General features: G+C 71.1%; 11 protein-coding genes and 1 pseudogene. 3 read left to right on the top strand and 9 right to left on the bottom strand.

Going from position 1 to position 13,127, the window contains the following annotated elements:
* Positions 1-12: 12 nt before the first annotated feature.
* The 3 genes from VFV67_RS32420 (at position 13) to VFV67_RS32410 (ending at position 6,248) form a co-directional block, all read left to right on the top strand.
* Positions 13-2,292: a TOMM precursor leader peptide-binding protein gene (locus VFV67_RS32420; protein WP_326474516.1), complete on the top strand. Its 2,280-nt coding sequence runs from the start codon at positions 13-15 to the stop codon at positions 2,290-2,292.
* A 10-nt stretch (positions 2,293-2,302) separates the two neighbouring features.
* On the top strand, positions 2,303-3,832 hold the full coding sequence (locus VFV67_RS32415) for a SagB family peptide dehydrogenase (RefSeq protein ID WP_326474515.1): 1,530 nt from the start codon (positions 2,303-2,305) through the stop codon (positions 3,830-3,832).
* Between the two features lie 82 nt (positions 3,833-3,914).
* On the top strand, positions 3,915-6,248 hold the full coding sequence (locus tag VFV67_RS32410; protein WP_326474514.1) for a sensor histidine kinase: 2,334 nt from the start codon (positions 3,915-3,917) through the stop codon (positions 6,246-6,248).
* A gap of 66 nt (positions 6,249-6,314) precedes the next feature.
* On the opposite strand, the gene VFV67_RS32405 is transcribed toward VFV67_RS32410, so the two are convergent.
* The 9 genes and pseudogenes from VFV67_RS32405 to VFV67_RS32365 all read right to left on the bottom strand — a co-directional run.
* A complete protein-coding gene (locus tag VFV67_RS32405) occupies positions 6,315-6,920 on the bottom strand; it encodes a response regulator transcription factor (RefSeq protein WP_326474513.1) in 606 nt (201 codons plus the stop codon).
* A gap of 27 nt (positions 6,921-6,947) precedes the next feature.
* Entirely contained in the window at positions 6,948-7,979 is a 1,032-nt protein-coding gene (locus VFV67_RS32400; protein ID WP_326474512.1) for a carboxymuconolactone decarboxylase family protein, read from the bottom strand.
* Positions 7,980-8,067: 88 nt separating this feature from the next.
* The gene (locus VFV67_RS32395) at positions 8,068-8,616 is read right to left on the bottom strand and encodes a carboxymuconolactone decarboxylase family protein (RefSeq protein WP_326474511.1); all 549 of its coding nucleotides are present in this window, start codon (positions 8,614-8,616) and stop codon (positions 8,068-8,070) included.
* Positions 8,591-9,040, bottom strand: a complete 450-nt coding sequence (locus VFV67_RS32390) for a DUF6187 family protein (protein ID WP_326474510.1) — start codon at positions 9,038-9,040, stop codon at positions 8,591-8,593. The genes VFV67_RS32395 and VFV67_RS32390 overlap by 26 nt, the downstream gene beginning before the upstream one ends.
* Positions 9,033-10,364, bottom strand: coding sequence for an FAD/NAD(P)-binding protein (locus VFV67_RS32385; protein ID WP_326474509.1), 1,332 nt, complete (start codon positions 10,362-10,364; stop codon positions 9,033-9,035). The genes VFV67_RS32390 and VFV67_RS32385 overlap by 8 nt, the downstream gene beginning before the upstream one ends.
* Before the next feature lie 27 nt (positions 10,365-10,391).
* On the bottom strand, positions 10,392-10,877 hold the full coding sequence (locus tag VFV67_RS32380; RefSeq protein ID WP_326474613.1) for a DUF6423 family protein: 486 nt from the start codon (positions 10,875-10,877) through the stop codon (positions 10,392-10,394).
* Between the two features lie 168 nt (positions 10,878-11,045).
* The gene (locus VFV67_RS32375) at positions 11,046-11,351 is read right to left on the bottom strand and encodes a DUF6235 family protein (protein ID WP_326474508.1); all 306 of its coding nucleotides are present in this window, start codon (positions 11,349-11,351) and stop codon (positions 11,046-11,048) included.
* A gap of 208 nt (positions 11,352-11,559) precedes the next feature.
* Positions 11,560-12,909: a cytochrome P450 gene (locus VFV67_RS32370; RefSeq protein ID WP_326474612.1), complete on the bottom strand. Its 1,350-nt coding sequence runs from the start codon at positions 12,907-12,909 to the stop codon at positions 11,560-11,562.
* Positions 12,910-12,911: 2 nt separating this feature from the next.
* Positions 12,912-13,127, bottom strand: a pseudogene (locus VFV67_RS32365) (enediyne biosynthesis protein); the annotation flags it as partial.

Genomic DNA, 13,127 nt, shown 5'->3' with positions numbered 1-13,127 from the left:
AGCGGGGGTGCCATGACCCAGCTGGTCGGCTTCAAGCGGCACCTGCGTGCCGAGGTGGCGGCCGGCGCGGGTGCCTACTTGTTCAGCGAGGACGGCGTGACGATGCTGAAAGGCTCCCGGATCGAGACCCTCGCCACCCTGCTCGACGGCACCAGGAACCTTGCGGCGGTTCTCGATGCCCTGTCGAACGATATGGCACCGCACCAGGTCGCGGCCCTGATCGCCCAGCTCGCCGAGGCGGGACTGGTCGTGCTGCGCGCCCCGGCCGCTGCCCAGACCGACGAGAGCACGCTCGCCTACTGGGACGCCAGCGGCGTCGACGCGGCCGCGGCCGTGTCCGGCACCGCGACCGGAACCCTCCGGCTGCTCACCGTCGGCGATGTCGACGCGACGGCCGCGCTGACCGCCCTGCGGTCGGCGCGGCTGACCGTCGTCTCCGATCTTCCCGACGCCGATCCCGGCCCGGGCCAGGCCGATCTGTCGGTCGTGCTGTGCGACGACTACCTCAACCCGAGACTCGCCGAGGTGGACGCCGCGCACCGGGCGGCCAACCGGCCGTGGCTGCTGGCCAATCCGGTCGGCGCCAAGGTGTGGATCGGCCCGATCTTCCAGCCGGTCCAGGCCGGCTGCTGGCACTGTCTCGCGGTTCGGTTGTGGGGCAACCGAACCGCCGAGGCGTGTGCGCAGAACGCGCTCGGCCGGCGCGGTCCGGCCCCGCGTCCGGTTGCCTCGGTCCCGCCGCTGGCCGGCGCGGCGGTGCAGCTGATCGCGCTGGAGGCGACCAAATGGCTGGCCGGTTACCGGCACTCGGGCCAACGGGCGGTCTGGACCATGGACAGCCTTGAGCTGCGCGGTGAGCACCACGCCTTCGCGGCGCGGCCGCAGTGCGTGGTGTGCGGGGATCCGGCCCTGTTGCGGGAACAGGCCCACCGGCAGGTGGTGCTGACCGCGCGGCACAAGGGCAGCTACGACGGCGGGCACCGGGCCCTGTCGCCCGAGGCCATGCTCGACCGGTACCGGCATCTGATCAGCCCGGTGACCGGCCTGGTCAAGGACATCCGCCGGGACGAGCGCGGGCCGGAGTTCTTCAACTCGTTCCGGTCCGGGGCCAACCTGGCCGCCGCGCAGACCGGCCGGGTGGACGAGCTGCGGGCGGCGTTGCGCGCGCAGAACGGCGGCAAGGGAACCACCGCGCTGAACGCGAGGGTGAGCGCGCTGTGCGAGGCGGTCGAGCGCTATTCGGTCAACTTCACCGGGGACGAGCTGCGGATCCGCGGCAGCCTGCACTCACTCGGTGAGGCGGCGATCCCGCCGAACGAATGCCAGCTCTACCACGTCCGGCAGTACCCCGGCCGGCATGAGTGGAACGCCACGCATGCGCCGTTCCAGCACGTCTGCGAGCCGTTCGACGAGCACGCGTTCGTGGAGTGGACCCCGGTGTGGTCGCTCACCCAGCAGCGGCACCGGTTGCTGCCGACCGGCCTGCTCTACTTCGGCGCGCCGGTGGAGCAGGGACACGACTACGTCTTCGCCGACGCCAACGGTTGCGCGGCCGGCAGCAGCCTGGAGGACGCCGTCCTGCAGGGCATGCTGGAGCTGGTCGAGCGGGACGCCGTGGCGATCTGGTGGTACAACCGCACCCGCGCGCCGGGCGTCGATCTGGACTCGTTCCGCGATCCGTGGATCGACGAGCTGCGGGCGGTCTACGCCGGTCTCGGCCGCGAGGTCTGGGTGCTCGACGTGACCTCCGATCTCGGCATCCCGGTGCTGGTCGCGTTGTCCCGGCGGCTTTCCGGGCCGGCCGAGGACATCATGTTCGGCTTCGGTGCACACCTGGATCCCCGGGTGGCCCTGCGCCGGGCCCTCACCGAGCTGAACCAGTTGATGCCACAGGTCATCGACGACGGTTCCGGCGCCCGATACCGCTGCGACGACCCGGACGCGGTTCATTGGTGGCGCACCGCGACAGTGGCCAACCAGCCCTATCTCGCACCCGACCCGCGGGCGCGGCGCCGGACGCCGTTGGCCTACGACTACACCCCCAGCCAGGATCTGCTGCGTGACGTTCAGTATGTCCAAAATGGAATCGAGGCCCGTGGCATGGAGGTTCTCGTGCTGGACCAGACCAGGCCGGACGTCGGACTTCCGGTGGTGCGCGTGATCGTCCCCGGGATGCGGCACTTCTGGGCCCGGCTGGGCCCCGGGCGGCTCTACGATGTTCCGGTTCGGCTCGGCCGGTTGGCCGAGCCGCGGTCCTACGAAGAGATGAATCCGATCCCGATGTTCCTCTGAGGGTGTACCGATGATCACCACAAGGAGCGCGACGTTGTCGAAGGCGCCCGGCGAAGGCTCGGCCGCCCGGATCCGGCTGTGGTCGTTGCGCGAGGACGTGCTCGTGGAGACGCCGACCGAGGAGGACCGGCTCGTCGTGGTCACCCGCTGGGGGGAGACCAGAATCGACGAGCCCGGCGAGTTGGTGCGGGAATCGTTGCGTCGCATGAGCTTCGGACCGATATCGTTGCAGAACCTGGTACCGCCCGGGCGTTCTCCGGACGCCGATCCGCGGACCCGGCGCGCGGCCAGGGACTGGGCCCGGCTGTGGCGGGTGCTCGAGGCGCTGAGCGGTTCGGTGGTGCACTCGCTCGGTCTGCCGGACGGCGAGGGGCCGGTGCTGTCCGCCGTCCCGATCGTGCGGCAGGCCGCGTTCCGGCTGCCCGAGGTGGACCCGGACCGGCCGGTTCGGCTGTCCCGATTCGCCGCGATGCGCGCCCGGGACGGCGAGCTGGTGCTGGAGTCCCCGCTGGCCCAGTACGAGGTCGTGCTGCACCGGACCGTGGCCTCCGCGGTGGCCGCCGCGCTGAGCGCCCCGATCGCGGTCACCGAACTGGCCGACGCGGTGCGGGCGGACCGGCCGGTGGTCGCCGAGGTGGTCGCCTACCTGGCCGCGACCGGAATCGTGGCGTTCGGCGACTGGGACCCGCAGACCCGCACGGTGCACTTCGCCGAGGACGACGACCCCGACCTGATTCCCTGGTCGCATCACGATCTGCTGTTCCACTCGCGCAGCCGGATGGGCCGGCACGGCGGCCCGACCGGGGCGGTGTTCCCGTACGCCGGGCGGCTTCCGTCGCCGCCGCTGGTCAAGGCGGTTCCGCCGGGCCGGCGGTTCCCGCTGTACCGGCCGACCACCCCGGAGCTGGTGACCCAGGATCCCACGCTGACCGAGGTGATCGAGGGCTTCCGGCTGTGCGAGGACCTCTCCGACCGGGAGCTGTCCGCCGAGCAGATCGGCGAGCTGCTGTTCCGCGCCGCGCGGATCCGCTCGGTGGCCCCGGCGTCGGCCGGTGCCGAGGTGACCTACCGGATCTCCGACCGGCCCTACCTGAGCATCCACGGCCTGCACGAGCTCGAGCTGTACCTGAGCCTGCACCGGTGTGCGGGCCTGCCCCGGGCGATCTACCACTACGACCCGCAGCAGCACGCCCTGACCCTGATCAACGACTCGCAGCCGGAGCTGGACGATCTGCTCGACCTCGCCAGCATCGCGACCGGCACGATCCGGCGGCCGCCCGCGCTCATCACGCTGACCGCCCGGGTCGCCAGGTCCGCGTGGATGTACCGCGGGATCGCCTACTCCCTTGCCCTGACCCATGTTGGGGCGTTGCAGCAGATGTTGTGCTTGGCCGCAACGGCGATGGGGTTGGCCGCCTGTGTGCCGGCGATCGATCCCGGTGATGTCACCGATACGGCGTTGCGGCTGGACTGGCCGGCGGAGATTGGTGTCGGCGACTGTATCGTCGGCTACCGGCGATTGGCTCCGCATTCGCCGTGAATAGGTATAATTACGGATAACGATGTGTATTGGGGGCGTAGGGTCGCTTGGCTCAACGATTCGTTGACGACGGGTGAACGTCATGTCCTCGGTCGCTCGAACCGAACCTGATCAGGCCGGTGCCGGCGCGCCGGACCATGATCCGGAGACGGCCGAGGTGCGGCCGGGTCCCGCGCCGATCGCCCTTGCCATGGCCCGGACCATCGTGGCCGCGGTGTTCTTCGGGCTGTGCCTGGTCGCGCTGCTGTTCGTGATCGTCTCGGGCGCCAGCCTGCCGTCGGTGCTGGTCGCGGCGTGCCTGCTGCTCGCCCTGTTCGGCATGCAGGTGTTCTACTTCAGCCGGCCCGGCGTCGAGCTGCGGTCCCGGACCAGCTACCTGCTGCTCGCCGTCCAGGCGTGTCTGGTGTACCTGCCGGTGATCGAGTACGGCGACTCCTGGCTCGGCCTGCCCAGCCTGGTCGGCGGCACCGTGCTGCTGGTACTGCCGAGGGTGCTGGCCTGGATCGCGTTCGGCCTGATGGTGGTCAGCACCGCATGGCTGGAGGCGGCGCTGAGCGGGGTGGTGCTGAACGGGATCTACCTGACCATCTCGGTGTCGGCCTTCGCGCTCGGCGTCTACGGGCTGACCCGGCTGGCCGGGGTGATCGCCGAACTGCACGCGGCGCGCAGCGAGCTGGCCGGGGCGGCGGTGGCGCACGAGCGGCTGCGGTTCGCCCGGGATCTGCACGACCTGCTCGGCCTGCGGCTGTCCGAGATCGCCCCGAAGGGCGAGCTGGCCCAGCGGGTGCTGGACAAGGATCCGGACCGGGCCGGGCGGGAGCTCTCCGAGATCCTGGACATCTCCCGCCGGGCCCTCGCCGACGTGCGGTCGGTTGCGCGCGGCTACCGCGAGCTGAACCTGGACGAGGCGTCCCGGGCCGCCACCGCGGTGCTCGCCGCGGCCAGGGTGGACCTGCGCATGGAGCTCAAGCACGCCGAGCTGCCGGTGCCGATCCGCAGCCTGATCGCCGAGGTGCTGCGCGAGGGCGCGACGAACATCCTGCGGCACAGCGAGGCCGAGCGGTGCGAGTTCGTGCTGCGCCAGTCGGGCAACCGGGTGTCCCTGGACATCGTCAACGACGGGGTGGTCGATCCCGACTTCGACGACCCGCTCCGGGCCGGCGGCGGGGTCGCCGGGCTGGCCGGCCGGGTGGCCGAGCTGGGCGGCGAGCTGACCGCCGGCCTCGATCCGGACGGCCGCCGGTTCCGGCTGCACATGCGGGTTCCGGTGGCCGGCGAGCGGGACGACGCCGGGGCCGCCCAGCCCGACGAGCTGATCTCCCGGACCGCGACCGGTGCGGCCAGGGCGGTGCTCGGCACGGTGCTGATCCTGATGTACGTCTCGGCATCGCTGCGGCTGGTGCTGCTGGTCGAGATGAACAACGACGCCGGTGACGTGGTGAGCATCGGCTGCACGACCGCGCTGCTGCTGATCCAGTGGCTGCACTACAGCCGGCCGGGCGTCCAGTTCCGCACCCCGGTCAGCTACGCGCTGCTGGCCCTGCAGGCGCTGCTGGTCTTCCTGCCGCTGCTGCTCTACGGGGTCGCCTGGGTGGCGTTGCCCGGCGTGCTGCTGGCCAGCGTGCTGCTGGTGCTGCCGCCGGTGCTCGGCTGGGTGATGTTCGCGCTGATCACGGCGGTGCTGACGGTGGCGCAGGCGAGCCTGGGCGGCACCATGCTCTGGGTCGCCTACAACGTGGTGGGCGCGTTGATGATCGGCCTCGTGGTGTACGGGTTGACCTGGATGGTGCGGGCGGTGGCGGCGCTGCGCGAGGCCCGGATCGCGCTGGCCCGGGCGGCGGTGGCCGAGGAGCGGCTGCGGTTCGCCCGGGACCTGCACGACCTGCTCGGCCTGAGCCTGTCGGCGATCGCGCTGAAGAGCGAGCTGGCGCACCGGCTGGTGTCCCGGGATCCGGACCGGGCCAGGGATCAGCTCGGCGAGGTGCTGGCGATCTCCCGGCTGGCACTGGCCGACGTGCGGTCGGTGGCCAGCGGGCACCGGGAGCTGTCGCTGCACCAGGAGTCGCACACGGCGGAGTCGCTGCTGCTGGCCGCGGACGTGGACGTGCGGATGGACCTGCGCTACCGGGAGCTGCCGGTGCGGGTGAGCACGCTGCTGGCCACCGTGCTGCGTGAGGGTGTGACCAACGTGCTGCGGCACAGCAAGGGCGAGCACTGCGAGATAAGCGTGCACGAGCGGGACGCGTCGGTGCTGCTGGCGATCGTCAACGACGGGGTGACCGAGGCTGCCGGCCGCGCGCACAACGGCAGTGGGCTGCAGAACCTGACCGCCCGGGTGGGCATGGTCGGCGGCGAGCTGACCGCCGGGATCGAGGCGGACGGCCGGTTCCGGCTCCAGGCCAACGTTCCGTTGTAGCGCGAAACAGGCCGATCGCTGAATGGGAATGGAACTAATGGCAGCCGGGCAATTGCACTTTTCGGCCTAGAGCCAGCCGGCCTCTTTGGCGATTCGGATGGCGTCCACACGATTCCGTGCATTGAGCTTGTTGACAATTGTTGTCAAGTAATTGCGAACCGTGCCGGTGGACAGGTAGAGATGCGCGGCGATCTCCACCGCATTCGCGCCGTCTGCGGCCATCCGGAGCACCTCGATCTCCCGCCCGGTGAGCGGGCAATCGGCGCTGTCCCAGGCGGCCAGCGCCAGATCGCCGTCCACCACCCGGCGACCGATGGCCACCCCGCGGATCGCGTTGGCCAGCTTTTCCGCCGGTGCGTCCTTGAGCAGGAACCCGCCGACCCGGGCGGCCAGCGCCCGGCGCAGCGTGCCTGGCCGGCCAAGGCTGGTCAGGATGAGCGTGCGGCACTCGGGCAGTTGCTCGTGGATCTCGGAGGCCGCGGTGAGCCCGTCTTTTCCGGGCAGGTCGATATCGATAACGGCGACGTCCGGATGATGCGCGCGAGCGGCGGGCATGATCTCGTTTCCGGACCACACCTCGGCGACGACCTCGATGTCGCTTTCCAGCTTGAGCAGGGCGACGAGAGCACCACGGACCATGTGCATGTCCTCGGCGATCAGTACTTTGATCATTGTGGCGCCTCCGAGGTTAGTGCCTCGTTATCCCAAGCTATACGGCTGTCCCGCCCAGATCCAACCGCCGACCTGCCGCGCGGCGGCCAGGCTGACCCATGCGGTGAGCTCGACCAGCGCCCGGTCGTCCGCCCCGGCCGCCCGGTACTCGGCGACGATCCGGTCGTTCACCTGGTAGGCGGCGACCGCGGTGAGCAGGGCAAGCCGGCCGGCCGGCCGGTCCGGCTCGGGCAGGTCCGCCACGGCCCGGTTCACCCAGGAGCGGTCGATTCCGGCCGGCCGGCCGTCCCAGCCGGCCAGCTCGGCGGCCACCAGGGCGCGCACCGGCGCCGGCACCGAGCGGTGTCCGGCCGCTTCGATCGCCGCCGCCGCCCTGGCGAACGCGCCGCCGATCTCCGGGCTGCCCGCGGCCCAGGCGAGATCGTCCGGAACCGGGGCGTCGGGGAGCAGGTCGAGCGAGGCGCCCGGAGTGTGTCGGGCGCGGGCCGGTCCGCTCATGAACCGGCCGAGAAAGGCCCGGGCGCCCGCCCGGGCACCGGCCGGGACCCGGGGTGGCAGGGGAGAGTCGCCGAGGAACACGCTCACCATCCGGTTGAGGTACTGGAAGGTGACCGCGACCCCGACCAGCTCGGGCGCCTGCCCGGCCGGGAACGGCAGCGCGCCGCCGGCCCGCAGCCCGCTGCCGGCGGCCCAGGCCGAGACCGGGTCGGGTTCGGTGGGCACTGCCGCGCCCAGCCCGGTCAGCGTGGCGTCGTGCACCTCGACGCAGTAGGGGCAGGCGTTGGCGGCCGACACCGCGGTGGCCACGGCCTCCTTGGTGGCCCGGTCCGCCGACCCGGTGGCGATCAGCGTCTCGCGCAGCATCAGCCAGCTCGCGGCCAGCACCTCCGGGGCGGGGGAGTGCAGCGCGATGGGTGGGGCGAGCATCCCGAAGTCCCGCTCGACCTGGCGGTAGACCCGGCGGACCAGGCCGTCGGCCCGGCCCGGCCGGACCGGTGCGACATGCCGGACGGTTTTCAGGGCGCCGCGCAGTGCGGTGCGGACGATGACGCCGCCCATTGCCCCTCCTCGATCCCGTTGGGTGCCTAATTCACGCTAAAGGGTGACAAGTAAGCATCCCTTCTCGGAGCGTGCTCATTTCCGCACGTCAGGAGACGTCCAACAGCGATTGCAGGCCGGCGTAGCCGACCGAGTGCAGCCGGTTTCCGGAAACGGCGTAGTAGCTTTCGTCCGCCCGGATGCCCAGGCCGTCCACCATCCGGTTCATGAAGTTGAACAGCGCGCAGACCAGCACCGCGTGGTACAGCGCGGTCTCGTCCCAGCCGGCGCCGAACACCGCGTCGGCATCGTCCGGGCCGACCCGGGACGGCGCGCTGGTCAGTTTGCCCACGTAGCGCAGCACCGGTCGCAGCCGCTCGTCCACGGCGGACGAGTCGAGGTCGGCGAGGGCGTCGGCGAGCAGCCCGGGCGGCACCCCGAACGCCTCCGCGGTCGCGGTGTGCACGCCGTGGCAGTAGGCGCAGGCGTTCACTCCGGACACGTAGGCGGCGATCAGCTCGCGCTCGGCAACGGTGAACGGCGACGGGCCGCGCATCACCAGTTCGTGGTAGTCGATCACCGGCCGGGAGTACTCGGGATAGCGCTGGAAGACCTGCAGCAGAACCGCGTCGTCAGGCAGGGACCTCAGGTACGGCATGGTGATCCTCCAGATATCTGTCCACTTCGGACTGACGGATCCAGCAGGCGGCGAGGTAGGCGCGGCTGGCCGGGCCGAGATCGGTCCGGCCGGCGGCGTCCACCGTCCGCACCGCCTCTGCCCAGGCCGCCCGGACGGCGGCCGCCCCGGTGACCGTGCCGGCCAGCGCGGCGCGCACCGACCGCCAGCGGTGTACCCCGGCCGGCACCATGCCGGCCAGCGTGATGCCGGCCGGCACGCCGTGCCGGATCCGGTCGACCAGCAGCGCGACCGTGGTCGGGTCGTCGGCCATGCTGGCCACGCCGAGCCCGGCGAGCAACCGTTCCGCGTCCAGACCAAGAAGTATCACGCCGACCTCGACCGCCGCCGGATCGTCGACCGCCGGCAGGGTGAAGCGCGAGTCGAAGGATTCGTTGTCAGACAAGGGAACGCGCCTTCTCGTCGGCCGGGACCGGTGGCTCGCCGGCCAACCGGGCGGCGACCGTGGCGGCCACCCTGGCGGTGGCCACCCGGTGGCCGTCGATGTTCCGGGCCGCCGGGCCGAGCACCATGCCGGCCGCGGCGCCCACCGTGAACACCCGGGATGCGTTGCGGTAGGCCAGGGTCCGCTCGTCCAGGTCCGGCCAGCCGTCGCGCGGCCCGGCGAGTCCGTCCGGCAGCAGGGCCGCGCCGGTGGACACCGTGGTGCCCAGCGCCAGCACCAGGTGGTCGCCCTCCACCCAGGTGCCGTCGGCGAGCTCGGTGCGCACCGGGCCGTGCGGCTTCGCGGTGACCGCGCTGACCGGCCGGCCGCGGTGCACGACCAGCCGGCCGTCCGCTTCGGCCCGCGCCAGCAGCGGCCGGAACTCGAACATCACCGACGCCCGCCGCTCGCGCCGCATCAGGGTCAGCCGGTCCGGCCACGGCACGCCGTCGAACCGGTGCCGACCCTCCGCGCGGAAGAACGAGGAGTTGACGTCGGCGCACTGGAACCGTTCGGCCTCCGCGCGCAACACCCAGTGCACCCGGCGCCCGGCCGCCAGCCCGTTCATGATCAGGTGCGCCGAGCTGAGCCCGGCGCCGAGCACGACCAGGCTCTCGGCGGCGTCCGGCACCGGCTCGTCCCAGTAGCCGACCCCGGCCGGCCGCCGGCCGGACCACCAGGACTCGGGCGCGGCGCGGCGCTCCTCGCCGAGGCACAGGATGGCGAACCGGGCGGTCAGCTCGAACCCGTCGGCCCGCAGGACGACGCCGTCCTCGTCCGGCCGCACGGCGCGCACCACCGCCGGCCAGAGCCGTTCGTCCGCGTGGTGAATGGCGGCCACGTGCCGGCAGTACGCTTCGAACACGTCGACCGGCACCACCGAGCGGTGCCCGGCCTGCGCCATCCGGATCTCCCGGCGCTCCACCCTGGTCAGCCGGGCCCAGTGCAGGCGGGCGAAGTCCAGCAACTCGCAGTCGCGGTAGCCCTCGACCCCCGGGTGATGCTCGTAGGGCGAGCGCAGCACGTGCTGGCGCAGCATGTCCACCCGGTCGAAGAACCGGCCCGCGGTGCGGCCGGTGGCGTCCAGCAGCGCCACGTCGTGCACGCCGAGGTGCCACAGGGCCGAGGTCACCGCGAGCCCGGCCAGCCCGGCGCCGACGATCGCGACGTCGACCCGCCGGGGCGGTGCCGCAGGCTCCGGGACCGGGGCCGCTCCGGGCAGGACCGGCCAGTCCCGGCCGCGGGGCGAACGCAACAGATGCGGTTCGGGAATGAATGTGGTCACGGCATGTGCGGCTCGGCGCGCCGCATATTACCCGATAACCGTAACGGGAACGATCAGCTCGAGGACCGGTCGCTGCGGCATTCCGTCCGCAATCAGTTTCTGCAACTTTTCGGAAGACGCTTCGGCGGTCTCCGTGGAGATCGGGCTGTATCTGGCGTGTGCGTACATCGGGCGCCGGCTGGACGACTCGATCTCGAAGACCTTGAGCACCGCCTCGCCCGGCCGCACCTCGCCCTCGTAGAAGGTGAGCCGGCGCAGGTCCGGGGTCATGAATGTCTTGGCGAACTGGCGGGACAGGATCATCGCGTCCGAGTCGTCCACGAAGTGCGTGTCCTCGTCGGTGGTGACCTGCATGGCGACCCAGGTCTGCTCGGTCAGGTTGGTCTCCGACTTGATGATCTGCCAGCGGCCCGGCTCGGGCAGGTTGATGCAGACCGACACGTCGTGGTCGATGGCGTCGATGGCTCCGGACACCATGAGGACTCTGCGGCGGACGTCGGCGACCGCGGCCATCTGAATGTCACGCGCTCGTACCCGCCCGGCCACGTCCAGGCCGGGCACATCCATTGAGGACATGCAACCTCCCCGCGATCTTGCGAAGAAATTCTGAATCGTTTGCGCCCTTCGCCCGTCATCGCCAGACTTGCACATCACCAACACAAGCTCAAGGTCCGAATGGAGTCAGGCAAGATCGAGAGCTAGATCAAGTCCGGGTGCGCTCTCCAGCGGGCCGATGTAGAGAATCCCGAAGTTCTCGCCGTCTGCGTAGGAAAACTTGAGAACCAGATCCTCGCGAATCAGAACGAAATGTTCCGAGGCGTTCACCGCGTCCTGCAGAATGTCGTAGCGGTGGTAGACTGTTCCGTCCGTCACCGCGAACAGTGCCTTGTAGAGCACATTCTTCTGGGACTGGCGAGCTCCCGCCGCCCAAGCGTCCAACTCGGCCAGCCCGGCGGTCAGCCGCACCGGTTTCCCCTGCTGCAGCATCGTGATCGCCTCCTGGTCCCACATATGGTTTCGTCACGCAACCTAAATGCTACGGTTCAGAGTTGTGTCACGCAACCAATGGGCTTCTTCGATCGTGCGGTGCTGCCGGCAGGAAAAAGCCGCACCCGAGCGGGGTTCGGGTGCGGCGGAGTGCAACGGGCATGAGGGGTTGCCGCCGGCCGCGGCAACCCCTCCTTTCAGAACCCGGTCAGCGGTGCTGGACCGTGACCGGGAGTCCGCCGCCCAGGCGGAGGGAGAGCATCGGCTCCGGGGTGACCGTGTGGCCGGCGACGGTGGCCAGCCGCAGGTCCCGGAACAGCATGGCGATGACGAACGTGGCCTCCATCAGGCCGAGATGGTTGCCGACACAGAATCGCGGTCCGGCGCCGAACGGGATGTAGGCGTAGCGCGGCCGGTTGGTGGTGCGGTCGGGGTCGAACCGCTCCGGGTCGAACCGGTCCGGCTCGGTCCAGAAGTCCGGATGCCGGTGCAGGGTGTACGGGCAGATCAGCACGTCCGATCCGGCCGGCACGTGGAATCCGCCCACCTCGTCCGCGTCGACCGCCTTGCGGGTGAGGATCCACACCGGCGGGAACAACCGCATGACCTCGTTCAGAACCATTGCGGTGTAACGGAACTTGGCCAGATCGGGGTAACCTGGCCGCCGGTCGCCGAGCACCTCGACCGCCTCGGCGTGCAGCGCCTCGCCCACCTCGGGATGCTGGTTCACCAGGAACAGCGTCCAGCCGATGGTGCTCGCGGTGGTCTCGTGTCCGGCCAGCAGCAAGGTGATCAGCTCGTCCCGCATCCGCGCCTGCGCCACCCGCGGGTCGGTCTCCTCGGCGGTGGAGGTGATCAGCCGGCTGAGCACGTCGTCGGCCGCCGGCCGCGGGTTCGCGGTCCGCTCGGCGACCAGCAGCTCAACGATGCGGGTCAGGTCGGCCCGCGCCGTGCGGAACTGCCGCTGCTTGGCGTGCGGCACCCAGGCCGGCACCATGCCCATCGTCTCCATGTCGAACATGGCCTGGTCCTGCACGGCCTCGAAGGAGTGCCCGATCGACTCGTACGCGCCGAGGTCCGCGTCGAGCAGCGTGCGGCCGAGCACCCCGAGGGTCAGCCCGGTGACCTCCTCGAGCACGTCCACCGGCGTACCGCCCTGCGCCGCGCCGAGCCGGGCGACCAGCTTGGCCGCCTCCTCGACGATCACGTCGGCCTGCGCGGCGATCCGCTTGTGCTGGAACACCGGCTGGATCGTGCGCCGCTGCTTGCGCCACAGCTCGCCCTCGCTGGTGAGCAGCCCGTCGCCGAGCGCCCGCTTGGACTCGATGTAGCCGATTCCCTTGTGGTAGTTGGCGGCGTTGTCGGCCAGGACCCGCTTGGCGTGGTCCGGATGGTTGAAGATGTAGAGCGTCTTCGGTCCGATGACCACCCGGACCGCGTCGCCGTACTCCGCCCGGGCCTGGCTCATCAACGCCAGCCGGTCGTTCTTCAGCTTGCGCAGCAGGCCGAGCGTCGCCCGGCGCGGCGGCCCGGGCGGGGTGCGGTGCGGCTCGGTCATCGTCACGCCGCCAGCCTGATCTGCGCCGGTCCGGGCTCGTCGCCGGTGGCCGCGGGCGCCGGCGCCGCCTGTGTCTGGGTGCGGGTTTTGTTGGTGATGTGGAGGGTCCAGTGGTAGCCGCCGCGGATGAGGCAGATGGTGGCGGTGGCGAAGAAGAGGCCGTAGGCGATGCCGGCGCCGGTGAGGAGGCCGTAGGTGGTGGCGATGCCGGCGCCGAA

The organism is Actinophytocola sp. (assembly GCF_035762905.1).
Lineage (GTDB): Bacteria > Actinomycetota > Actinomycetes > Mycobacteriales > Pseudonocardiaceae > DASYTH01.
The sequence above is the reverse complement of the archived record's forward strand: the minus strand, read 5'-3'. Positions and strand labels throughout refer to the sequence as shown.

Bases quoted from the DNA above. Each gene is read 5' to 3' on its own strand.
- VFV67_RS32420 (WP_326474516.1), top strand. From the start codon at position 13: ATGACCCAGCTGGTCGGCTTCAAGCGGCACCTGCGTGCCGAGGTGGCG.
- VFV67_RS32415 (WP_326474515.1), top strand. From the start codon at position 2,303: ATGATCACCACAAGGAGCGCGACGTTGTCGAAGGCGCCCGGCGAAGGC.
- VFV67_RS32410 (WP_326474514.1), top strand. From the start codon at position 3,915: ATGTCCTCGGTCGCTCGAACCGAACCTGATCAGGCCGGTGCCGGCGCG.
- VFV67_RS32405 (WP_326474513.1), bottom strand. From the start codon at position 6,920: ATGATCAAAGTACTGATCGCCGAGGACATGCACATGGTCCGTGGTGCT.
- VFV67_RS32400 (WP_326474512.1), bottom strand. From the start codon at position 7,979: ATGGGCGGCGTCATCGTCCGCACCGCACTGCGCGGCGCCCTGAAAACC.
- VFV67_RS32395 (WP_326474511.1), bottom strand. From the start codon at position 8,616: ATGCCGTACCTGAGGTCCCTGCCTGACGACGCGGTTCTGCTGCAGGTC.
- VFV67_RS32380 (WP_326474613.1), bottom strand. From the start codon at position 10,877: ATGGCCGCGGTCGCCGACGTCCGCCGCAGAGTCCTCATGGTGTCCGGA.
- VFV67_RS32375 (WP_326474508.1), bottom strand. From the start codon at position 11,351: ATGCTGCAGCAGGGGAAACCGGTGCGGCTGACCGCCGGGCTGGCCGAG.
- VFV67_RS32370 (WP_326474612.1), bottom strand. From the start codon at position 12,909: ATGACCGAGCCGCACCGCACCCCGCCCGGGCCGCCGCGCCGGGCGACG.